The organism is Cryobacterium tagatosivorans (assembly GCF_004402215.1).
Lineage (GTDB): Bacteria > Actinomycetota > Actinomycetes > Actinomycetales > Microbacteriaceae > Cryobacterium > Cryobacterium tagatosivorans.
Genome location: NZ_SOEZ01000024.1, coordinates 23,767 through 45,212, shown reverse-complemented (window position 1 = coordinate 45,212; position 21,446 = coordinate 23,767). Strand labels below are relative to the sequence as shown.

At 63.1% G+C, this 21,446-nt stretch carries 21 protein-coding genes; 7 read left to right on the top strand and 14 right to left on the bottom strand.

Annotated features, from left to right (window positions below; translation table 11 throughout):
- The first annotated feature begins 74 nt into the window (after window positions 1-74).
- From E3O23_RS04750 to E3O23_RS04720, 7 genes are all read left to right on the top strand, one after another.
- Entirely contained in the window at window positions 75-356 is a 282-nt protein-coding gene (locus E3O23_RS04750; protein WP_134488665.1) for a hypothetical protein, read from the top strand.
- A gap of 99 nt (window positions 357-455) precedes the next feature.
- On the top strand, window positions 456-731 hold the full coding sequence (locus E3O23_RS04745) for a hypothetical protein (RefSeq protein WP_134488663.1): 276 nt from the start codon (window positions 456-458) through the stop codon (window positions 729-731).
- A gap of 363 nt (window positions 732-1,094) precedes the next feature.
- Window positions 1,095-1,667, top strand: coding sequence for a plasmid mobilization relaxosome protein MobC (gene mobC / locus E3O23_RS04740; RefSeq protein ID WP_134488661.1), 573 nt, complete (start codon window positions 1,095-1,097; stop codon window positions 1,665-1,667).
- Between the two features lie 137 nt (window positions 1,668-1,804).
- Window positions 1,805-3,526: a hypothetical protein gene (locus tag E3O23_RS04735; protein ID WP_420897637.1), complete on the top strand. Its 1,722-nt coding sequence runs from the start codon at window positions 1,805-1,807 to the stop codon at window positions 3,524-3,526.
- A 320-nt stretch (window positions 3,527-3,846) separates the two neighbouring features.
- Window positions 3,847-4,521 carry a hypothetical protein gene (locus E3O23_RS04730; RefSeq protein ID WP_134488657.1) on the top strand — a complete coding sequence of 225 codons (675 nt, stop codon included), beginning with the start codon at window positions 3,847-3,849 and terminating at the stop codon, window positions 4,519-4,521.
- Window positions 4,522-4,596: 75 nt separating this feature from the next.
- A complete protein-coding gene (locus E3O23_RS04725) occupies window positions 4,597-5,379 on the top strand; it encodes a metallophosphoesterase family protein (protein ID WP_134488655.1) in 783 nt (260 codons plus the stop codon).
- Between the two features lie 391 nt (window positions 5,380-5,770).
- Window positions 5,771-6,601, top strand: coding sequence for a hypothetical protein (locus E3O23_RS04720; protein WP_134488653.1), 831 nt, complete (start codon window positions 5,771-5,773; stop codon window positions 6,599-6,601).
- 348 nt (window positions 6,602-6,949) lie between these two features.
- Here the strand turns inward: E3O23_RS04720 and E3O23_RS04715 are convergent, their stop codons facing one another.
- The 14 genes from E3O23_RS04715 to E3O23_RS04650 all read right to left on the bottom strand — a co-directional run bounded on the left by E3O23_RS04715 (window position 6,950) and on the right by E3O23_RS04650 (window position 21,245).
- On the bottom strand, window positions 6,950-7,603 hold the full coding sequence (locus E3O23_RS04715) for a DUF3223 domain-containing protein (protein WP_134488651.1): 654 nt from the start codon (window positions 7,601-7,603) through the stop codon (window positions 6,950-6,952).
- Between the two features lie 174 nt (window positions 7,604-7,777).
- Entirely contained in the window at window positions 7,778-8,944 is a 1,167-nt protein-coding gene (locus E3O23_RS04710) for an XRE family transcriptional regulator (RefSeq protein ID WP_134488649.1), read from the bottom strand.
- Window positions 8,944-9,495, bottom strand: coding sequence for a hypothetical protein (locus tag E3O23_RS04705; RefSeq protein WP_134488647.1), 552 nt, complete (start codon window positions 9,493-9,495; stop codon window positions 8,944-8,946). The genes E3O23_RS04710 and E3O23_RS04705 overlap by 1 nt, the downstream gene beginning before the upstream one ends.
- Before the next feature lie 495 nt (window positions 9,496-9,990).
- Window positions 9,991-10,383, bottom strand: coding sequence for a hypothetical protein (locus E3O23_RS04700; RefSeq protein ID WP_134488645.1), 393 nt, complete (start codon window positions 10,381-10,383; stop codon window positions 9,991-9,993).
- Between the two features lie 233 nt (window positions 10,384-10,616).
- Window positions 10,617-11,183, bottom strand: a complete 567-nt coding sequence (locus tag E3O23_RS04695; RefSeq protein WP_134488643.1) for an ATPase — start codon at window positions 11,181-11,183, stop codon at window positions 10,617-10,619.
- Between the two features lie 3 nt (window positions 11,184-11,186).
- Window positions 11,187-11,561, bottom strand: a complete 375-nt coding sequence (locus E3O23_RS04690) for a TA system antitoxin ParD family protein (protein WP_092322592.1) — start codon at window positions 11,559-11,561, stop codon at window positions 11,187-11,189.
- A 553-nt stretch (window positions 11,562-12,114) separates the two neighbouring features.
- The gene (locus E3O23_RS18845; protein ID WP_420897638.1) at window positions 12,115-12,468 is read right to left on the bottom strand and encodes a helix-turn-helix domain-containing protein; all 354 of its coding nucleotides are present in this window, start codon (window positions 12,466-12,468) and stop codon (window positions 12,115-12,117) included.
- An 838-nt stretch (window positions 12,469-13,306) separates the two neighbouring features.
- Window positions 13,307-14,287 (bottom strand): formylglycine-generating enzyme family protein, encoded by a 981-nt coding sequence (locus E3O23_RS04680; protein WP_241983326.1) that lies wholly within the window; start codon window positions 14,285-14,287, stop codon window positions 13,307-13,309.
- 13 nt (window positions 14,288-14,300) lie between these two features.
- Window positions 14,301-15,737, bottom strand: coding sequence for a sulfatase family protein (locus tag E3O23_RS04675; RefSeq protein WP_134488640.1), 1,437 nt, complete (start codon window positions 15,735-15,737; stop codon window positions 14,301-14,303).
- A gap of 41 nt (window positions 15,738-15,778) precedes the next feature.
- Window positions 15,779-17,275: a sulfatase family protein gene (locus tag E3O23_RS04670; RefSeq protein WP_241983325.1), complete on the bottom strand. Its 1,497-nt coding sequence runs from the start codon at window positions 17,273-17,275 to the stop codon at window positions 15,779-15,781.
- Complete coding sequence (locus E3O23_RS04665) at window positions 17,276-18,292, bottom strand: aliphatic sulfonate ABC transporter substrate-binding protein (protein WP_134488638.1); 1,017 nt, start codon at window positions 18,290-18,292, stop codon at window positions 17,276-17,278. It lies immediately after the preceding gene.
- Between the two features lie 13 nt (window positions 18,293-18,305).
- Window positions 18,306-19,142: an ABC transporter ATP-binding protein gene (locus tag E3O23_RS04660; protein ID WP_134488636.1), complete on the bottom strand. Its 837-nt coding sequence runs from the start codon at window positions 19,140-19,142 to the stop codon at window positions 18,306-18,308.
- Window positions 19,139-19,960 carry an ABC transporter permease gene (locus E3O23_RS04655; RefSeq protein WP_134488634.1) on the bottom strand — a complete coding sequence of 274 codons (822 nt, stop codon included), beginning with the start codon at window positions 19,958-19,960 and terminating at the stop codon, window positions 19,139-19,141. Before E3O23_RS04655 ends, E3O23_RS04660 begins: the two co-directional genes overlap by 4 nt.
- A gap of 43 nt (window positions 19,961-20,003) precedes the next feature.
- Entirely contained in the window at window positions 20,004-21,245 is a 1,242-nt protein-coding gene (locus tag E3O23_RS04650; RefSeq protein WP_134488632.1) for an ROK family transcriptional regulator, read from the bottom strand.
- Window positions 21,246-21,446 lie beyond the last annotated feature (201 nt).

The following is a 21,446-nucleotide window of genomic DNA, read 5'->3' as shown; positions in this document are numbered from 1 at the left end:
CGTCAGGACCCCACGCTCGTCTCGGCTTTCGGGACCGGCAAGGACAGTCACACGTGCCGTGCTTACGGGCAATCGTGCACGACGAGATCGTCTTGTCGGTCCCGACGGACCGTCCTGAGGAGGCCGGGACCGCGGCGCTGAAGGCTCTGCAGTTCTCCTTCGCAATGCACGATGCGGATGTTGCCGTCCAGGTTCTCGCCGCCAAATCCGAGCGCGGTCGTGACTGGGCAGACTGCTACCGAAGCGAGAAGGCAGCGTGGCCCGAGGTCGCGCGCGACCACCGTGAGCAGCCGTCCTGCCTTGACGAACACTGCACGTGGCACATCGATAAGAACGAGACCAGGAGCGCAGCGTGAGGGCCACCGGCTCCGCACCTCGACCCCGCACACCATAGACCGAGCCCCTCTGGGAGGGGCTGACAAACGACAACGAACGAACAATGAAACGGAACCCTCATGAGTGATTTACATAGCACCGCCACCGCGGCGCAGACAGGCCCCTGGGCAACGCGGGTCGAGCCGAGGCGCAAAGCACCGAAGACCGATGAACAGCTCTTCGCCGACGCCGAAAAGCGTATGGGTGTACTCCGCGCGAAGGTGATCGCGAACCGCGATCGGCAGCGCATGGAGCTGGTCGATGACCTGTACGCGAAGTACAGCGTCGAGGCCGTCGCGGACGACATGAGCGAGAGCAAGCGGCTCGTGACGCTCCGAGCCAAGCTCGGCCTGTAGAGGCTGAGTACGCCACGACCAAGCCTCGCATCACCGTTCGGGTGTGTGCGGGGCTTTGTCGTGCCAGGGAGAGAGTCTCGGGAGGGCATCGCCCTCCCGAGCGGGAGGAGTATCGAGGGGGCAGAGCCCGCCTTGATCGAGGTCGAGGGGCAGAGCCCCCGCATGCAAAGGACGAGACCATCGAGCGGAGCGAGATTGGGCGTCCGGTCCGACCGAATCATCGAGCGCAGCGAGAATGATTTCGGTCGGATTGCTTGCCAGTGTCTTGTCAACTAGGCTGTTTCGCACGGGACCAAGCTTCGAAGAAGCGAAGGACCGGATGCGAAACAGGCTTGTTGACAAGACTCACGGAGGGGGCGGGCTATGAGCGTAGCGAAGAGCTGGGAGCGCCCGACGCTGGCCGAGGCGGACACCCCTCAGGTGGTCGCCGAGTCCTCTGCCGTGAGCCGCGGCGCAGCCGCGAGCGAGAGGGCTGACGAGCGCAGCTCGGCCCGCCCGGTCAAGGACGTCGTCATCACCGTGAGGATGACAGCCGACGACGCAGATGACCTGGCGTTCGTTGAAGCCGAGCTCGGCGCAGCGTCGGGACCCGACGCAATCCGCGAAGCGATCAGGCACATCGCGGCGACTTTACGCGATGAGTCGTATCGGTCCGCAAAGGCTCAACGTCCCGTGGCCGTCGTTGACGAGGCGCTGCTCACGGAGGTCCGCGACGCAGTCCGAGACCTCACGACGAGCTACAACGAGCGCACGCGAGAGCTCCACTTCATTGGCCACAACTGGAACCAAATAGCGAAGGTCGCCAACGCGACGGGCAAGGTCGACACCGACGCCCTGCTCGGCGTCGAGCGGGCCTTGGTAGAGATCCGGAGACAGATGACGGCGGATGCCGAGCGCGACGCGAAGGTACTGGCGGTGCTGCCATTCCAGTCGTAGTGATCGGTAAGACGGCGGTCGCCGCGCGCCTGCTGCGATACACCGAGAAAGAGAAAGCCGGGGGCACTGAGCCACGCGTTCTGTACTCCGAAGGAATTCGCTGCCGAGTTCCCACCGCCGAGCGGGAGTTCGCCGCGGTGCGCCGTGTACACGGCAAGCAGAGTGCGAAGCGGAAGGTCCCCGCGAAGTACGAGCTGCCCGAGCCTGGCGAGGTCGCGACGCATATCCGGCGCGCGCGCCCGAACGGGCGAAAGTACTGGGCGGTCGCAGCAGGCAGCACCGCGGCAACGCATGTCCGACGCGAGGGCGACGGCTACGTCGACGAGATCCAGGCGGTGCACGTGATCGTCAGCTTCGGCCTCGACGAGGTGAACCCCGACGATCCCGAGCAGGTGCGACGGGCATTTGAGTTCGTCACAGTGATGATGACCCGGCTCTACCCGGGCGTTCAAATGAAGCTCGTTGGCCAGGCTGACGGTTTGGGTACGGCAACACTCGACGGATCACTTGGCAGAGCGGTGTTCCATGTGCACTGTGTGCAGAACGCCGTCGTCGCCGAGCGGATGGAGGTCGACGGCCAGGTGTGGGAGCCCGGCAGGAAGATGTCCGGCGCGCTCACGGACATCGCTCGGCTGCGCGAGCGCGCTGACGAGTTCATCGCTCAGCACGGCGCCGAGTACGGCGTCGAACAGAAGCTCCCCTCGGTGGCGGAACAGACAGCCGAGAAGCGCCGCACTCGGGACCGACGCATGGCTACCAAGGGTGAGATCTCGAACCACGACATCATCCGCGTCGCCTTCGAAGCCTCGATGGACGACCCTCGCTCTGTTGACCTCGAGGGGTTCGTCGAGGTCATGTCCGAGCACGAGGTGACCGTGAACTACCGCGTCAGTCGCGCCGGTAAGCCCGGCGAGAAGCACGCAGTGTCCTACCGACTGGACGACATGAAGGCGCCAGTCCGCGGAACAACTCTCGGCGACCACTATGCCTTCGACAGCGCCATCCAGCAGCTCGAGGACAATGCCTCTGGCCAGGAGCGTGAGCGGCGCCCCGAGCTGCAGCGTGCGGGCGCCCCAAAGCCTCTTCCTGTGCCGACAGCTCAGGAGCTGGCCGATGCTCAGGCCGTCGTCGAGCGACTCGCCCGCGAGGAGCGCGTAGCGCAGGCCGAGGACCAGGCGGCAGCCGACTTCCTCCCCGCGATTATCGAGGACTTCGACGCGGCGACCGAGGCCCATCGCCTTGGTGACTTCCGCGAGCTGGCGCGCCTTGCGAACGCGACCCGTGAGAAGGATGCTCGACAGCGGACCCGGCGAGCACGGGCCACTGCGATCTCCTCCCCCGACGGCACGGCGCAGGCTCAGCCCGGGATTGCCCCTGAGCCGCGGCAGCCCGCTCCTGCTGTGAAGCCGGCGTCGAGAGAGCAGGTAGAGGCGGCGCTGGAAGAGGCCATCGCGCCGGCCAAGGCCGAGAGCGACAAGATGATCGCGGAGTACCACCGGAACAAAGAGGCGGCGAAGGCTGCCGAGCGCGAGCAGCAGACGCAGCAGGCAGAAGCAGCTCCCCAAACAGCGCCCGAGCGCCAGCCACTGTTCGGGGTGTCACTCGCCGATCTCCGGATGCGCGCCCAGGCCACCCGAGAAGCCGCCATGAACGCCCACAAGCCCGAGGAGGCTTCCGAGGGCACACTGGAGACCGAGACGACGGTCGGCGCGGCCATTACCGGCGTCGAGGCCCCTCCCGCAGCCCCGAGGCTGAACCCGCACACCGCTGCAGAGCGGAAGAGGTTACAGCGCCTCCGTGCTGAGCTCGTCGAGGTCGAGGATGAGCAGAGCCACGAGGGTCCGGCTCTGGGCGGTTGACATCCACGCACTGGCAAGAAGGCGGCCGCGCTGCGCTCACGAAGAAGGATTATTGACTCTTTTCCGAGCAATTTAATCGATTGCGCGCCGACGAGCTGAAGACGTGGCCCGTCCTGATTTCCACTCGTAAACGACTGTTTGCGCTGTTCTCCTGGCCCCGCCCTCGTCGACCAGGCGAAGGTGGATGCTGGCGGCGAATCCGAACTCGAATACCGACTTGATCAGGTTATTTAGTGCTCATCAGGCGCACCTCATAGGTGGTAGCTTCCCTTAGCCACCCAGTCTTGCCTTCCCGCGCGACTGATGCGAGCATTCGAATCATGATGGAATCGCACTCCCCCGCACCAGCCGATTCCCCTGGCGGAACTGGCTCGGAACCGGGGGCGATACATGTCTCGGAGGACGCCGTCCGGCGCCTCGCAGAGGCCGTGGCTCGATTGGCGAACGACCCGGAATACTTCCTGGAAGCACTCACGGACATGCTGCGCGCGATGAAGCCCATCTCACTGGACAAGCTGTCAGATAACGAAGTCCGCTTCCTGATCGAGTCGGGCGCATTCAGCGCTGACGAGTGGGCCGAGACTTCGGCAGCCGTAGACCGAGGGAGTTTGCAGCTCAGCACAACCGAAGCTTGGTTGCTTGCCCTTTTCGCGACCATGTCCGTGGAGGATGTCACAGGCTTTCTCGGTTGGGACGAAAGCGACGTCACTGATGCAGTTGCCGACGGACGGCTCTACGCGATCGAAATTTCTGGCCGGCTCCGCTTCCCGGCTTGGCAATTCGACGTGGGGTCTCCCTCGAAGCTCCTTCTAGGGCTGACTCAGATTATCGGACTCATCACCCCGCGCTGGCATTGGCAAAGCGCCGCGGGATTCATGGCCACACCTCAGCGGGACCTGGTCGCCCGAGGGCGCAAGACCCCGATCCAATGGCTCCGTGATGGAGGCGATGTCGACGACGTGCGTGAGATCGTCGAAGCGTCCGATTGGTCGTGAGTACCTAATGGCCGCACCTCATCAGCGTGCCCGAGGATCAGATCATGGCACGACACGCGCCAGTCGGCACCGCTGATGCCGACCGAAACCCGGGTCGTTATCGCAGGGGACTGGCACGGAAACGTCAACTGGGTTGGCAAAGCCATCCCGTCGATCGCCCGCAATAGCTCAGGCGTCAGAACGATCCTGCACGTGGGAGACTTCGGGATCTGGCCCGGTGCAGGCGGCCGCAAGTTCCTCGACGCCGTTGACTTCTGGTGCGCCCGGGCCGGCATCTCGCGCGTGCTCGTCACACCGGGCAACCACGAGAACTGGGACTGGCTCGAAGAAGCGTTTGTGTCTGAGCCCGGCAACCCAGTGGCGCTCAGCTCAGTCGTTGAAGTCCTTCCCCGCGGTTATCGGTTCGAGATCGGTAACAGGACCTTCGCATCGTTCGGCGGCGCTGCCTCCGTGGACTACGAGATGCGATCAGCGGGTATCGACTGGTTCCCCGGCGAACTGCCCACGGAGCAGGACGTCGAGCGAGCCATCAGCGACGGCCCGGCAGATGTCCTACTAACACACGAGGCCATCGACGGTGGCACCCCGGCCTCGGAAGACATGCTCCGGTCCAATCCGATGCGGTGGAGCCCGGAGGCTCTGAACTACTCAAGCCGGTCACGCGCGCTCGTCACGAGGGTCTGGGACGGGGTCGCCCCGAAGATACTTTTCCACGGCCACATGCATTTAGCGGACGAGGTAGCGCTGCCTTCGGGTCCGCAGGTCATTTCGCTCGGCAGTGACGGTCAGAGGCGGAATCTCGCTCTCCTTGAGCTGTCGACGTTGAACTGGCAATGGCTCGATGGCGGTACAAAATAACTCCACAGTGGGTCATGCCCGTTATGTCGCCTCGCGGAGTGCGATGAGATCGCTCAGGGTCGCTGCGTCGCTGAGGAGAGAGGGACCTTCAACGGACACTCGCCCGACAGCCAACGCGGCGGCGGCAACCTCGAAGACGTGGTGGAGATCGTCGCCGCTTCAGATTGATCGTGCCATCTAACGTCGTCTGGCTGCTGAGCGCTGGCGCGGACCACGCTGCTATACAATCAAAATCTGGGACAGTTTGTGAGCGCCCAGTGGCGAGGACCTCCGACTGGGTCACTCAGCCGCGAAGGAGCAGTGCTCCGGCTCACGCGCACGTCACCATCCTCGTTCTAGATCTCAACGCCCTAAGCACCCTGAGTCGGCAGCATGTGCAATTAGGAGCGCCATGTCTCAGTCCGAACGAAGCCGTGCCGCCCGGATCCGCGCGAAAGCCACCGGCCGGAATTATCAAAAAGCTCTTGAAACAGTTGATGGCGAACCAACCTCCGCTCAGCGTGACTTCGAAGGTGCTTTTCTCAACCGCTTGGGTTTTCTCTGGTACTCGCCCTCACCGGTTAAGTTGTCCACCTCCGGCATCATCGGCGTCGAACCTCTGCATGAAAGTCTGACCGTCCATTTCGGCGAGGATACTGACCTGGATGATCTCAGAGATTGCCTACTTCCGGTGTTGGTCGATGACCCGACAGCCCAACAGCCCCACGACGTTGAGGTAACGGGTCTCCCTGGCCTTCGAACGAGGGCGCACGAGGCAGGCACGAGTCTCTATCGGCCAGGCATCGCGGCAGAGATCGTTCTTGCGGGAATTCACCCAGGTCACCTCGAGCACGATACTCACGGAGTTTTCAGATATGCCGGAAGGGAGCGCCCGCATGCATGGACCCATGAAGAGACGCGCTTTGTCAGGACATACCCCGGCGCTGCCGGGTTACATATTGAAAGTGTGATTCTGAGGCGCATGGGCATCCTGCGCGCAGCAGGCGCCCGGAGCGCCCGCTCATGGCGGTCACACGGCGCGACCGACGTGGTTGTCGAACTTGACTTTGAGGAGGAGTTGAACCGGGAACAGGCTGAACACCTGAGGGATGATTTCATGTCCAAGTACCTTGAGCCGCATCTTGTCCTGGACCGCTACGAAGCGCCACGCAAGCATGCAAGAGCAAGCATTGAAATTTCGACACCGCACACTGGCCAGTCCGTCGAACTCCGGCTTGGATGACGTCCCCGGCCCATCCAATGGCCGCCCCCGACTTGGCCGTGGAAGGAATTGCAGCCCGCGAAGAGGAGGGCGCAGTCGTCGCAGGCGACTGGCATGGAGATATCGACTGGGCCTGCCAAGCCATCCCATCTATCGCCCGCATGCAATTGGCACAAGAACGATCCTCCACGTCGGAGACTTCGGAATCCGGGCCGGCGTGCATGGCCACGTGGTCCCGAGGCAATTCGCCAACGGAACGTTGTGCACCGTGTGCCTGCAACGCCTAGCCAAACCTCGCTCTCCTGGAGCCTTGACGCTGCCATGGCAACGGCTCAATGGCGCAGCGAAGCCGGCCCCTTGTTCGATGCCTTATGACTTGAGTTCCACAGACGGAAAAGCATTCGCGTCGTAGTACTTGATCCAGTTCGCCGTGATGCTTGGCGAGGTCAGTTCTGCTCCCGCGCCGCTACTCGTCGTCGTGATGGCGGGCCAGCCGCCAACCGTTGCCGCGAATCCATCTGTTAGCGCGGCAAACGTGGGCCGGTGGTATCGAACCTGAGCGTCATTCGGAGCCAATATGGGCAAGCCTGTTCTCGTGCAAATGACGGGTCCCGCTGAGAACGCAGCTCGCTTTATCGCCTGGATTCGCCCATAGGCCGCGTTGCGGAGTGCTGTTCGCTTTTGCGTGACTGCGGACGGGTTCGTGACGATTCCGTCCCAACTCCAATCGATTAGCGTTCCATCCTTACGCACAACCACTAGCGTGCGGTTAGACGCCCTTACTGGCACGCCCGTCTTCCATACAGAAGCTGGATCAACTCGAAAATAGTCAATCCCGCACCCGATCTTGTCCACTGCGGCTTCGTGGAGATTCAGCAGGTCCTCCACGAAGTCATGGATCGGACCGAATGGAATCCGCGGAACGCCGTCAAACGCATCGATCACGTTCATCCTTATGAAGTCCTTGGCTGCAGCCTTCGTTGCGAAAGTTGTTCCGCCAATTGCTACCGGAACTCCGGCCATGTTTGCTCCTTGATCGTGTGTAGCTCATTATCCCGGCCTTGATCCCGCCGGTGTCGGCTGGAGCCAACTCGAAGACTGTTGACTGGATGGTTGGGCACTCTGGAGCTGGGATCACGCTCGACGCGCACGGCGACCCCTTTACGATGATCTGGAGAGTGCCTCGGAAGCCCTTCCCTACCGGACCAGGCTTAACTTCGGCCGCGCGTCCTTGATACCAGCGAGTCGGCGTACATGTCGCGGCGTCACATGAAGTTCGCGTGCGATCTGCGCAATCGGAATGCCTGCCTTGTCCAGTGCCTCCAGAGCGTTCTTGAGTAATTCAGGTTGTTCGCCCGGGAAATTCTCCACCGGCTGCGGTCGAATCGTTCCGTCCTTTGTGAGGGAGTTGAGCGTGACGTATGCACGGCGCGCAGTAGCCTCCGAAATGAGCTCGAGCTCCTTTGAACGGAAGACAAGCGACTTTATCGACGCTCCCCATCGAAGGCTGAGCTCTTCGAGCTTGCCAAGGCTAAATCGGGTCGGCAGCTGGGCTCGGATAACGTCCCGCGGCGTCAAGAACTCTGCCGCGAAAGCATCCGCTTCCCGTTCCAGCTCGGCATTCGAACCCGGGCGCCAGCGATGCAACACGATGTGGCCAAGTTCGTGCGCGGCCGAGAACCTGTGACGCATCACGTCGTCTGCTTTGTCAGGCGTAAGCACGATGACCGGTCGAGGAAGTGAACTCGTCGAGAAAGCGTCGATGTGGCTCTTTTCGTCTGAGTTCTCATCCTCCTTCATCGAGAAGAACACGGTGAGAATACCGTGCTGCTCGAGTTCATAAACAAGGAACTTGATCGGTTCGACGCCAAGCCCCCAGTGCTTCCGGACCTGCCGAGCTGCGGTGATGGGATCGGGGCGCGCTGCCATTTCGTGGTCATCTGTCATCGCCCACTGGGGAAGATTCAGCTCGGGAAACTCCACGCTCTGTTCCAGATGGCTGCTGAGCTCCCACACCTGCTCAGCGTAAGAAACGGCTTGCTGCTGCTGCGCTACGGACGTCGCTCGCAGTCTGCGGAATGACGCTTGAGCGACGTCCAGTCGCGCGCGTGGCCGCCCGAGCGCAAAAAAATCCGGGGGAACGTTGAGCGCTTTGGCCAAGGATATCAAAGTGTCAACGCGCGGCGTCGCCTCCCCGCGTTCATATTGTCCGATCGCCGCCGCGGATACTCCGACCGCTCGGTGCAGATCGGTCTTCGTTAGGCGACTCAGTTGGCGGGCCTGAATCAGCCGCGATGGGTCGAAAACCCTGGCGATCTCTTGCAGTGATGTCCGGTCAAAGTCGGAGTTCACAGCGTCAATCATCAAGTATCAGGATCCTTTGGGGTGGTGCGGAGTTTGGTTGACGTACGCGGACGAGTGCCGTCTGCAAACGTTCTTGAATTGACCGCCTTCACTGCTGGTTGTGCTGTGGAGCCCTCAGATTCCACTACGTACGTCAAGCTCTCCGGCGACGCAAATTCGAGATAGTGCGTGCCGGACAGTTTGGCTGGTGCCCAGTAGATCGAGCCGACTCCCGCGGGCGTGCAACTGTAGTAGGCGACTATGAGAGCCTTGCGCTCATCAATCCGATCCTGGTGCGCGAGTGCCTCGCTGATGCTCGCAGGGTCGTCTGGTCCAGGAACGTGGAGAGCGTCGAACAGCGCGGGTTCATTGAACTTGGTGGTGTTCGACTCCCGAAACATCTCCTGACGTTGTTCGGGCATGTACGAAATGCGTACCCGCTGATGGTTTCGAGGCATTTTCGGGCCGACGCGGAGCGGATAGAGATGGACATTCTCGATGGCAATTAGCTTTCTGCGGCTCCCCTTGACTTCGACCTCGCGGAATCCTGGCACTTCGCTCAGCAATCCCACGAACTCCTTATAAACGGCCCGAGACATGCCGGCTCCGTATACGTACCTGTCGCCATCCTTATCGCCATATGCCGCGTCGGCGTCTGCGCTGCGAGTTTGGCCCCGATGAATTCCAAGTGGAATAGCGCGCCGAACCGTCGTGAGGCTTTCGTCAGTGAACTCGCTATGCCAGGGTCTCGCCGGGTGTTGCGTCATTTCGCCTCCACGTTTGGGTAGGTCCATAACGTACCACATAACTTTAGTTTTAGACCCGAATCGATCATAAAAGCAGTACGAGAATCACTACGAAACGCATGGAGCTTCAGTTTCAGTGCAAGAAGGCGCGGGGTGCAACACTTCTCATGGGCTTGGTCGTACGGTCGTAATGGTCTGGGAACGCCCCGTTCAGGTTTCCCTTTGGGCTCCACACGAGCTCGGCCCATGATCGCTGAGCCCGCTCGTGCGCACAGTCCCCCAGACTCGCTCGGGCGTCAAAGGCTGTGGGCCGCCCCGAAATCAGCTTCCGAGGGGCCGGCCCTGACGGAAGCCCCCAGCATTGGGCGGGAACGGCTCACCGTTGTTGAACTCAATGGCCAGCCGCTTGAGCTCGCGTTCGAGCGCACCTTCGAGGAGGGCCGCCATCGAGATGTAGCCGCCCTCGTAGCCTCCCGTGCGAAGCACTGCCATTTGTGCGCGTTCATTTAGAGACGTACGGATCCCGAAAGTGACAGATTTCTTATCGTCTCTTGCTGTCGGCTCGGCCCTTCCTGCTGCGGGTTGAGGCTGCAGTTCCTCCGGCGCAATCGTGGAATCGTTCGATATGTTCCACTCGATTGTCGCGCGCAACTCGATTCGATGTGATTCCTCTGATGATGGCGATGGCGATGGCGTCCGTTCGAAAAGTTCCATGAGTCGCACGCTAACACCCGCGCCACACGGCCCACAACGCCGCGGGCAGACGCCGATAGTAGGGATAAGTGCGATTATCGGGGGTAAAAACCCAGACCCTTGAAGTGAGATGAGGCTGCGCAGAAAAAGGGGTCTGAGCGCGCTGTACCTGTGGGCACTGTTCGTCTTGGCGGACGGCCTAGATCGCCGCAGGTGGCCCCGAGACCGTCCAGGGCAAGGATGTGGGAGCGAGGTCAGGCGGTGAGTGCCGCCGGCGCCCAGGCCGGCCAGGAAGGCTCGCCGATCAGCAGGTCATGTTCATACTCCGCGACGCGGCGGAACGGGTTGCTGGCCGTGCTGTTGTCGAAGAACTCAGTGCGATGAGCCGTCGTGCGGGCCGCTGCGATGAGGTCCCACAGTCGTGCGTACCGCTCGCGAATCTTCTGCTCGGGCACGTCATGACCGCCGTAACGCACGCGTTCAGCAACACGACTCACGGCCACGTCGACGGGAAGCAGGATCACGTGCAGATGCACGAGGTAACCGCGTGCAATCGCATCATCAACGAGGTCGAGTTTGCTCGGATGGCTGAACACCGTCTCAGTGATGAAAGATTTTCCGGCTGCCAGCAGCTGCACGCGCTCGTCGGCCGCGGCGCGAGATGCTTCGTAGGCATGCTCGGACTGGGCATCCGGCCAGCGCTCGGCGGCAATCACGTCGGCGTTCACAAACGGAAGGTGCGTCACCGGTTCCAGAAGGTGGGCGACGTATGTGGACTTTCCCGAGCCGTTCGGCCCGGCGAGGAGGTGAAGGATCGGCACCTGTTAGGCGTCGTCTTGCTGAGCGTGGTGACGTTTGACCAGATGGCCCTGCGCGTCCGCTTCGCTCCATGAGCGTCCGGATTTCGCGAACTCGGTGGCGAGATTCAGCTTGGCCCGTCGCTCGTCCAGCTGCTCATCCCAGCTTGCCCGCACCACCGCCTGGTCACGTTCGCCGAGGTTGTCGTACTTGTAGCCGGCCTCGCCCGCGAGCACGCGCTGGACATCGCGGGGGCTTGTGCCAGGCGACGCCTCGAGCTCGCGCCCGATCCTGGCCCAATGGCTGATCTGCTGCGCAGCACTCCGGCTTGCAACAGCGCCAACTGATTTCGCGGCCTCAAAGAGGTCGCCGTCCACTCGCATCGGCATTGTGGTGCTCATGCTGTGAGTGTAGCAAATTGCTACAGGCGAGTCGAGATGTTTCGATGAGTGATTAGCGCAGCGGGGAGCGCAGTGGGTAGCGCAGTGGGTAGCGCAGTGGGATGTCGCCGGCCATGCTTCGACGATAGGAAGCATCGTGGTCGTCGGCGCGGCTCGCGCGGTGGATAACAATGGCCATGTGACCGTTGGTGCCCCCGCACGTCGCGCAGCGCTGTGGGGCGCTCGAGAATCGGGTGGCGTAGCCGCGCCGGGCGCCGCAGTCAGCGCAGATCCAGGTTCCGCACGCGCGGCAGGGGCGTGTTTCGCTCTGGGGCACTGGTGGTTCGATGAAGTTGGCCATGGAGTCCTTCCGGGCAGGTGTGTCGATCGAAGGTGTCGGGCCGAGCTCCGATGCCCGGCCGCGGCCCAGAGGGCAACTGCGACGGCGCTTGTGGTTTTGCGTTAGCACCCCAGCTCAGGCTGTTCCGTGGGCCAGAGGTGTCTTGTTGCTAGCTGAGTTGCGGTTCTTCGGGGTCAGAGTGCGGTTCATCGTCAGCCAACAACTCCGGGTATTTCACCGTACGCAGGTTGCGCAGCTCGGGATATTTCGCGAACCGGTCGTTGAGATTTGCGGCTGCGGTTTGCGCGCGGCCTCCGCCAGAACCTGCGCCGCTCGAGGAGCATATCGTTTCAGGCGTGGCGACCGATTCCGGGCTACCTCACGGCTGACCGTCGACGGGCTTCTCCCCAACCCGACCGCGATCTGACGCAGGCTCTTCCCGTGCTGCGGTGCATCAGCGATCTCAATCCGCTCACCCTCGGATAGGTATCGCGACGAAATCGTCGGTGGTGCTTTCAGCGAGATCGGCGCGTACGTCTTCGCGCGTCCTTGCGCGTTCGTCACTGTCCGCCCGTGCCGCCATCGCATGCCCGTGCGCCGGTTTATGTTCAGTGTTCGGCACGCCTCGGCGTTGCTGATTCCTTGCCTCATCAGCTGAGCATATTTGTTGCGTGTCTCGACCATCGGCACTGCGCCGGTGCCCTTTTGCCGCGTTCTTGGACTAACTGGCATCGCTTCTCCTGAACCTCAGGTGATGCGACGTTGGCTAGAAACCGCCCAGTTTCGCATGGCCGCTAACATAAGGGTACAAGCCGCACGAGCGCGCTCGTCGGGCAGCGCTGACGCACCGTGAGTCCACGGTTTGTCTGTATGGCATCGATGTCCATCTCAGTGCCGCAGCCGGGACACGGTGGCCCGTCCCAGGGGATGCCGGCGTCATGTTCCATGAGTAGCGTCTGCCCCGTCCCGTTAGGGCACTCCTGAGGTTGTCCACAGGTGACCCTTTGCCGGACAACCGTGCTCACCCCGGACCGGGGCCCGCCACGCTGACCACGCCGCCGTTACCAGCGCGCGGGGCACATCTGGTCCGCAAAGGCCACATCCCGCAGAGCGCGATCCGTCGCCCAGTCGGCTCCGGTGCAGGACAGGATCAACCCGCGCTTGCCCGCGCGCAGAGCGGCTCGGGATTCGCGCTCAGTCATCGGCCCAGTGCTCAACCGCATGTTTATGATGCCTGACAATCCGGCCTCTTTGACGTTGCTCAGTGAGCGGCAGTGCTGCAATTGCATGGGAGCGCGCCAGTTGCAACTGCAGCAATCGATCGATCCGGCCGCACAGGTTCGTCGGCCGACCCACTCACCCGTTCCGGAAGCAGTCACCCCGCGCACCTGGTGAGTACGACCATAGGGTGACTACGAGGAGGCATCTACACACTGCGCGCGCAGCGGAAGCCGATGTGTGTCGTCGCTGAGTCCTCCGACTGGGGCGACCGAGCTGCTGGCCGGTATCGTTGGCAGTATTCCGGGGCGCACAGGTGCGAGCCACCCTTCGTCACCCGCCGCGCCGACGCGTTGGACGCCGCGGCCTCTGCGCTGCCCTTGCCCGAATCCGACGGGCCACACATGCATCCGTCGCCACAACCGCCCCCGGTTTTCGCCGACCCCGCCGAGCCGAGCAAATTCGCCGTGGCGGCTCGCCGGGCGCGATGATCGGGCGTGAACTCCGACGACGTCCACTCCCACACGTTGCCGATCATGTCGACGAGGCCGAACTCGTTGGCCGGGAACGTCCCCACGGGCGACGTGCCGACCCAGCCGGCTGCGCCCGTATTCCGGTAAGGGAATGAACCCTGCCAGGTATTGGCTTGGAGCTCCCCCGCCGGACTCAGTTCGTCGCCCCAGGCATAATCCCGGCCTTCGATCCCGCCACGCGCGGCCCGCTCCCACTCGATCTCGGTGGGGAGTCGCTTGCCGGCCCACGCGGCGTACGCGGAAGCATCCGTGAAGCACACCTGCACGACCGGATGATCGTCACGTTCGGCAAGGTCCGACTCCGGGCCGAACGGCTGCCGCCAGCTCGCACCCGGCTGCCAGGCCCACCACGCCCGCCAGTCGCGCAGGTCCACCGGGCCCGAGGTCGCCTGAAACGCGAGGCTGCCCGGCGCACGATCGGCGTCGCTGAGGTGCGGGTACTCCGCCTCGTCGAGTCGCCGTTCTGCGACCGTCAAGTACCCGGTTGCGTTCACGAATGCGGCGAACTGGCGGTTGGTGACCGGATGCCGGTCCAGTTCGAAGGCCGCGACCGAAGCACGGTGCGCGGGTGACTCCTCAGGGTAGAACGAGTCGGACCCCATGACGAACGGTCCGCCTGAGATCCGGATCATCTCGACGTCCGTCAGCACTGCCATTGTCGTTGCCTCCTCAGTTCACCATCGCGCCGGCAGGGACAGGCTGCGAGGAGTGCGGCGCATCACCGAGGTCCGCCTGAAGCTGCCACAGCCGGACCTTCAGTTCGTCCCGGATCTGAGTATAACGATCCAGGTGGTAGACGTTGTTGAGCTCCTCGGGGTCCTCCTGCAGGTCATACATCTCCCACTCGGGCGGGTACACATGGTCGGACGATCCGGGCAGACCCATGCCGTCGTTGTAGAAATAGATCAGTTTGTACCGGTCGGAACGGATGCCGTAGTGCGCGAGCGCGTGGTGGTGCTGGTCGTCGTTCTCGTAGTAGCGGTAGTAGATCGAGTCCTGCGTCGGTTCGTCCGATCCGGTGAGCTGGGGCCAGAAACTGACCCCCTGCATCCGTTCGTGTGGCTCGACTCCGGTGGCATCGAGAATGGTCTGCGCGAAGTCCACGTTGGTCACGAGTTGCGAAATCGTTCCGGCAGGGGCGATCGCATTCGGATAGCTGACGACCAGCGGCATCCGAATCGATTCCTCATACATGAACCGCTTGTCGAACCACCCATGGTCGCCGAGGAAGAAGCCCTGGTCGGACGTGTACATGAGCAGCGTGTCGTCGAAGTCGCCGCGATCGCGCAACCAGTCGATGACCCGTCCGACGTTGTCGTCGACGGATGCCACGCAGGCCAGGTAGTCCTCCATGTAACGCTGGTACTTCCACAACGCGAGTTCCTCCGGGGTGAGATCCTCGGGCGGCGCGACCTTCAGGTCTTTCAGGTCGAGGTAGTCGGCGACCCGCATCGTGGCGTGACGCGCCGCCATCGACCGGGTGGCGTAGTCGTCGTCAAAGGTACCGGGAACGGGAATCTTCTCGTCGGCGTACATGCCCTTGTGCTTATCGTCAGGTTCCCATGACCGGTGCGGCGCCTTGTGGTGGATGAGCAGGCACCACGGCTCGTCACCCTCGAGGGAGTCGACCCAGTTGAGTGACAAATCGGTGATGATGTCTGTGGCGTAGCCGGGCTCGATCCGCACGCCGTCCTCGGTGAGGATCTGCGGGTCGAAGTACTCGCCCTGTTCCCGGAGCACGGCCCAGTAGTCGAAGCTCTGCGGGTTGTGTCCCTCCCCTTCGCCCATGTGCCACTTCCCGACGATCCCGGTGCGATAGCCGGCCTCCTTCAGAAGCGAAACGAACGTGGGCTGGCTCGCGTCGATCGGGGTGTCGAGCGTCGTGACCTCGTTGATGTGGCTGTGCGTACCCGTGAGGATCGCCGCCCGGCTCGGGGTGCACAGGGCGTTCGTGCAGAAGCAGTTGTCCACGCGCACCCCTGCGTAGGCGATCTCATCGATGCGGGGCGTCCTGTTTACCACGGAGCCGTAGGCGCTGATGGCGTGCGATGCGTGATCGTCGGTGAGGATCAGCACGATGTTCGGCCGTTTGTTTGGGGAGCTCATGGTTCTCGCTTCGTGGAGTCGAATGCCGCTGGCGGCACGGGTTACTTCGAATAGGACGCGTCGTCGAAACCACTGAGAGACGGGTCGTAACCGACCCCTCCGACGTCGTACATGGTCGTCATCCAGTGGTAGAACTTGTCGCCGCGTTCGCGGAGCAGGTCGTACAGACGCTGCATCATCGACTCCCGGATGCGCGCCATGTCGGGCAGCGTGAAGACGTTGTTCAGTTCGTCCGGGTCACGCTGGAGGTCGTAGAGCTCGTTCACCGATTCGGGATTGACGACCAGTTTGTACCGGTCGTTCCGGAGCATCCGCTGGGCGATCGGGAAGTGGTGCCCGTGGTACTCGCACACGATGTCCTCCGCCCAGTCCGGGTGCTCCCCCGAGACCAGCGGCACGAGGCTGCGGGAGTCGACGGCGGGGGCCGGGTCCAGCCCGGCGAGTTCGAGGAACGTCGCCGTGCAGTCAAGAAGGCTGACGAACTCCTCGCGCACCTGGCCGGCCGGCGCTCCGGGAATGCGGACGATGCCCGGGGTCCGGTAGATGTCCTCGTACATCGCCGGGCCCTTGTCGTGCAGGCGGTGCGAGCCGGTGAACTCGCCGTGGTCGCAGCTGAAGAACACGGCGGTGTCGTTGGTGAGGCCGAGGCGTTCCATGGCCGCCATCACCCGGCCGATCTGTTCGTCAATCAGGGTGACGTAGCCCCAGTAGATCGCGATGAGCTTGCGGCTCGTCTCGATGGGCATGGTGTCGAACGCCCAGTGATCGCTGTAGTTCTTCTGCACCGGCGGTTTGCCGACAAAGGTTTCTGCGATCGACTTGGGCAGTTCGATATCGGCGGGGTCGAACTTGTCGAAATACTCGTCCGGCACGACGTAGGGAAGGTGCGGGCCGAAGAAGTGCAGGCCGAGGAAAAACGGCTTGCCGTCGTGGTCGTGGTCGACGGCGTAGCGTTCGAGCATTTCGATGGCGCGGGTGGCCAGATAGTACTCGAACGTCGCCTCGACCGGTTGGTGCAGCCGAGCGGCGAGCAGGTTGCCCGGCCCGCCGTTCGGCAGGGTTCCACGGATCTGATCACTGATCTCGTACGGCGGGAGGCCGTTCGCGGTCAGGTAGGCCAGGTAATCCTCGTTCTCCACCGGGTTGTGCCAGCCGGGCAGGTCAGGCCCATCGAACCCGTAGTAGGCCGCTTTCTTGTCGTTGCCCGCGTGCCATTTGCCGATCAGGCCACAGTTGTACCCGTTGTCGCGCAGCGCTTCGGGAAACGTGTACTGGCCGTCGGGGAGGTCCTCCAGATAGCCGACGTTGCGCTCGTGGTTGGCGAGGAGCTTGTGACGGAACGGTGCCTGCCCGGTGAGCAGACTCGCACGGGCGGGCGTGCAGATCGCGGTGGGTGTGTACCACCGGTCAAAGCGCGTCCCGGTCCGTGCCAGCTCGTCCAGAGCCGGAGTCTCCGCGAGGGAGTTTCCGTAGACGCCGAGCGTGTCGACACGGTGCTGGTCGGTCATCAGGAAGAGGATGTTGCTGGCCGTGGGCACTTACTTGCCTGCCTCTGTGAAGAGGTCGCCGGTGTAGTAGGTGGACGGGTCGACCGGTTCGGGCAGTTTGCCTGCGGAGACGAAGTAGTCGTTCATTCCCTCGAGCCAGTCCACGACAGATCCGTCCTCCGTGAGCTCGTCGAGTTCGGCCGTGGTCATGATCTTCACGTTCTTGGCGTCAGCGGCGACGGCCTTCTCCTCGAGCTGCAGCATGGCGGCCGTCAGCTTGATGGTGTCGTCCAGGTTCTCTGCCCGGTAGTCGATGGCCTCGCGCAGGGCGGCGACCACCTTGGAGACGGTCTCCTCATTCTCCTCGACGAATTTCGGCCCGGAGACGAACGCGGTCGGGAACGACACGGTGTCGGAGAAGTCGTCGTTCTCGGCGAGGATGTTGAGGTCGGGAACCTGCTGCTCAATCGTGCCGATCAGCGGGTACCAGATGCCGGCCGCGTCAACCTGCTTCGAGGCGAACGCCGCGACGACGGTCGATGGGTCCATGGCGACCTTCTCCACGTCGTCGATGCTCAGGCCGACGGACTCAAGGGCGAGGTTGAGGATCATGTCGCCGGACGTTCCCTCGGGAACGGCGACCTTCTTGCCCTTAAGGTCCTTGAGCGATTCGATCCCGGCCTGTGCGATCACGCGATCAGCGCTGCCCAGTGTGTTGATGGAGACGATCTTCGCCTGTCCGGATGCCGGCAGCCACATTGCGCCAGGGCCAATGTAGCCAAAGTCGAGGTCACCTGTGCCGAGCGCCTGGATCTGGAGCGGCCCGTTGGTGAAGACGCTCTCGGTGACCTTGATGCCATGTTTCGCCCACAGACCCTGGTCCTTCGCGATCGCGAGAAGGCTGGCGCCGTTGAAGTCGGCGATGTAGCCGAAGTTGACCGGAGTGAGTTCTTCGGGGGCGGCGTCGCCACCACCTCCGCCTGCAGAGGTGGAGGCACACCCGGTGAGGGCCAGTGCGAGTGCTGCAACGGCGGCGACGATGCCCCGTTTGGTGCGTGAGTGTGTCATGAGTTTCCTTGGGTCAGGCCGTCAGGATGGACGGCGTGGAGACGGCGGATGTGCCGGTGTTCTGGTGGTAAACGGAGTGCCATACGCGGTTGCGGAGGGCGGTGAACTCAGGACTCAACCGCATCTCCTCGGTGCGCGGATAGGGAAGGTCGACGTCGACGATGTCGAAGATGCGGCCGGGACGGGCTGCCATCACGACGACCCGGTTGGCTAGGAAGACGGCCTCGTCGACGTCGTGGGTGATGAAGACGACGGTGCGCTTATCCTGGCTCCATGTGTCGAGGAGTTGCTCCTGCAGTTTCACGCGAGTGAGAGCATCCAGCGCCCCGAACGGTTCGTCCATGAGGAGGATCGTCGGGTCGACCGCGTAGGCGCGGGCGATGGCGCAGCGCTGCTTCATACCGCCGGAGAGCATCTTCGGGAGGGCGTCGGCGAACTCGCTCAAGCCGACCATCTCTATGAAGTGCTCGGCCTTCTCGCGGCGTTTCTTCGCCCCGAGTCCCGCAGTCTTCAGGCCGAACTCGACGTTCTTGCGCACGGTCAGCCACGGGAAGAGCGCGTACTGCTGGAAAATGACGCCGCGGTCCGGGCCGGGTCCGGTGACGACCTTGCCGTCGACGACGGCTTTGCCACTGGTCGGCTCATCGAGCCCGGCGAGCAGATTCATGAGCGTGCTCTTGCCGCAGCCGGACGGCCCGACGACGGTGACGAACTCGTTGTCGGCGATATCGAGCGACACGTTGTCGAGGGCGACGAACTGTTCACCGCCGAGGTCGAAGGTCTTCGTGATTCCCTGTACGGAGATGCGGGCGTCAATGCCCTGCGCGGCTCCGGTGAATGAGGCGGTCATCGGCGTTCCTGCCATCCAGTCAGTTTGCGTTCAGCGAAGAGGAGAACGCGGTCCATCAGCAGACCGAGGATGCCGATCGTGATGAGGCCGACAAAGATCGTGGGTAGGTCGTAGTACATCTGCGCCTGTTGCATACGGAACCCGAGTCCCTGTTGCGCGGCGATGAGCTCCGCAGCGACGAGGGTCGACCAGGAGGCCCCGAGCCCGACGCGCATGCCCACGAGGATGAACGGGGTCGATGCGGGCACCACGACCCGCAGGAAGATCCCTCCGTCCTTGCTGCCCAGCACCCGCGCGGCATTTATGAGGGTGCGGTCGACGTTCACGACGCCCTGGAACGTTGAGATTACGCAGGCGAAGAACGCGGCGAGGAAGATCACGAAGATCTTCGGTTCTTCTCCGATGCCCATCAGCACGATCGCCAGGGGGATGATCGCCAGCGGCGGGATCGTACGGAAGAACTGGACCCAGGGTTCGATCAGGCCGCGAGCGATGGTGTACCAGCCCATCAAGAATCCGACCGGGATGGCAACAAGCGTGCCGAGGGCGAAGCCGATCAACACGCGGGTTAGGCTGGCGGAGATGTCGGTGAGGAGTGTGCCGCTGGCAACGAGGCTGCCGGCGCGTTCGACGACAGCAACCGGCGTTGGGAGACGGAACCCGGCCAGAGAGAGCGCCCACCAGAGGAGGACTCCGGCGACGACACTCACGATGTTCAGGGTCAGGAGCAGCTTGCGGTTCTTGGCACCGGTCTTCGGAGTCTTCTTGACCGGAGCGCCGGGCAGGCCGACGGTGGCGATCGCTTCGGTCGCGGTCATGCGCGCTCCTCCCGATGCGAGGCGCGCCCGTGGGTGCGGATGGTCATGAAATGCTCCTTTGCATGGGGCTCTGCTGAGACTCGTCGTGCTTGGTTTCGGGGTAGCTGGCGAGCAGCGGGGACTGGTGGAACAGCGCGGCGATCGCGCCGAGGGCGCCGTCGTCGTCGCCCAGTTGGGCCAGGCGGATGCGCGGTGCCGCTTCGGGGACGGGCAGGAGTTCATAGGCGATAGTCGCGACGGCCTGCTCGAAGATCACTTCGGCGATCTGCACCACTTCGCCACCAATGACGATCTCACCGGGGTTCAGGGCGACTGCCACCGAGCCAATTACCCGGCCGAGAGCATCCCCGACCTCGCGCAACACGCTGGTCACGATCGGGTCACTCTTCGCGACAGCCGCGCGCAGGTCGTCGAAGGAGCTGATCGGCACGCCCTTGGCCGTGCAGCTCGCGAAGATCGCGGGGACGGAGGCGATCGTCTCAAGGCAGCCCCTCTTGCCGCAACGGCACTGGATGCCATTCGGACTGACCGAGACGTGACCGAACTCGCCGGCGAACCCGGATGCTCCGGTGACGAGCTGGCCTCCGACGACGAGGCCACCGCCAATGCCGTCGGAGAGACGAACGTAGAGGAGGTTCCGTGCGCCTGCGCCGCTCCCCCAAATCGCCTCGGCGAGTCCGGCAAACCTGGTGTTGTTGTCGATGATCACCGGCACGCCGAACTTCTCGAGGAATGAGCCATAGACAAGGTCGCCTGCAGGACGGAAGGTCTGACTTCCCGGCAACGGGGTGGATTTGGGCATCCGCGGGGAGTGGGGTCCGGGGAAACCGATGCCGATGCCCTGCAGCGCACCATAATGGACGTCGGATTCCGCGCCGATCCGTTCGATGAGGCGGAAGCAGCTGTCGAGACGTTCCGGCCAGGACGAGTCGGCTCCGTAGAACTCGGCGCCGGAGGCGATGATCTCGTGTGCGGCGTCAGACACAGCGACGCGCACGCGGCGATGACCGAAGTCCACGCCCATGAACTGCCCGGCGCCGGGGTCGAGGACGAGGCGTTCGGCGGGACGTCCGCGACCGGCGCGGGCATCGGCATCCGTGTTCGCGATCTTGATCGCGCCACGCTCGAGTAGAACGCTGGTGATCTCGGAAAGAGTCGTTCGAGAGAGCCCCACACGGCTGGCGATTTCGCCCCGGGTCAGCGCTCCGTGCTCCCGGAGAACCCGCAGAACGCGGTCTTCGTGAGTCTGGCGGATGAGTGTATGCACTCCAGCGGGCTTGAACACATTGCAATGATATGGAGGCCGAATTATTCCGTCAACAGTCCGACATAATTCGGTTCAAAAAATGTCTGGGATGCTGCAGAATTCGTTTCGCCGCGGAAACACGCGGCAGGGACCGATCCCCGAGTCCGGGCTTGTGGCTTGTGGGTCGGTGAACGGTCTCAAAAGAGTGAATTTCGCCAGTCGGATGGCACCGGTGACGGC

Excerpts from the sequence above, each read along its gene's own strand:
- E3O23_RS04745 (WP_134488663.1), top strand. The coding sequence starts at position 456 with ATGAGTGATTTACATAGCACCGCCACCGCGGCGCAGACAGGCCCCTGG.
- mobC (WP_134488661.1), top strand. The coding sequence starts at position 1,095 with ATGAGCGTAGCGAAGAGCTGGGAGCGCCCGACGCTGGCCGAGGCGGAC.
- E3O23_RS04730 (WP_134488657.1), top strand. The coding sequence starts at position 3,847 with ATGATGGAATCGCACTCCCCCGCACCAGCCGATTCCCCTGGCGGAACT.
- E3O23_RS04725 (WP_134488655.1), top strand. The coding sequence starts at position 4,597 with ATGCCGACCGAAACCCGGGTCGTTATCGCAGGGGACTGGCACGGAAAC.
- E3O23_RS04720 (WP_134488653.1), top strand. The coding sequence starts at position 5,771 with ATGTCTCAGTCCGAACGAAGCCGTGCCGCCCGGATCCGCGCGAAAGCC.
- E3O23_RS04715 (WP_134488651.1), bottom strand. The coding sequence starts at position 7,603 with ATGGCCGGAGTTCCGGTAGCAATTGGCGGAACAACTTTCGCAACGAAG.
- E3O23_RS04710 (WP_134488649.1), bottom strand. The coding sequence starts at position 8,944 with ATGATTGACGCTGTGAACTCCGACTTTGACCGGACATCACTGCAAGAG.
- E3O23_RS04700 (WP_134488645.1), bottom strand. The coding sequence starts at position 10,383 with ATGGAACTTTTCGAACGGACGCCATCGCCATCGCCATCATCAGAGGAA.
- E3O23_RS04690 (WP_092322592.1), bottom strand. The coding sequence starts at position 11,561 with ATGAGCACCACAATGCCGATGCGAGTGGACGGCGACCTCTTTGAGGCC.
- E3O23_RS18845 (WP_420897638.1), bottom strand. The coding sequence starts at position 12,468 with ATGCGATGGCGGCACGGGCGGACAGTGACGAACGCGCAAGGACGCGCG.
- E3O23_RS04680 (WP_241983326.1), bottom strand. The coding sequence starts at position 14,287 with ATGGCAGTGCTGACGGACGTCGAGATGATCCGGATCTCAGGCGGACCG.
- E3O23_RS04675 (WP_134488640.1), bottom strand. The coding sequence starts at position 15,737 with ATGAGCTCCCCAAACAAACGGCCGAACATCGTGCTGATCCTCACCGAC.
- E3O23_RS04665 (WP_134488638.1), bottom strand. The coding sequence starts at position 18,292 with ATGACACACTCACGCACCAAACGGGGCATCGTCGCCGCCGTTGCAGCA.
- E3O23_RS04660 (WP_134488636.1), bottom strand. The coding sequence starts at position 19,142 with ATGACCGCCTCATTCACCGGAGCCGCGCAGGGCATTGACGCCCGCATC.
- E3O23_RS04655 (WP_134488634.1), bottom strand. The coding sequence starts at position 19,960 with ATGACCGCGACCGAAGCGATCGCCACCGTCGGCCTGCCCGGCGCTCCG.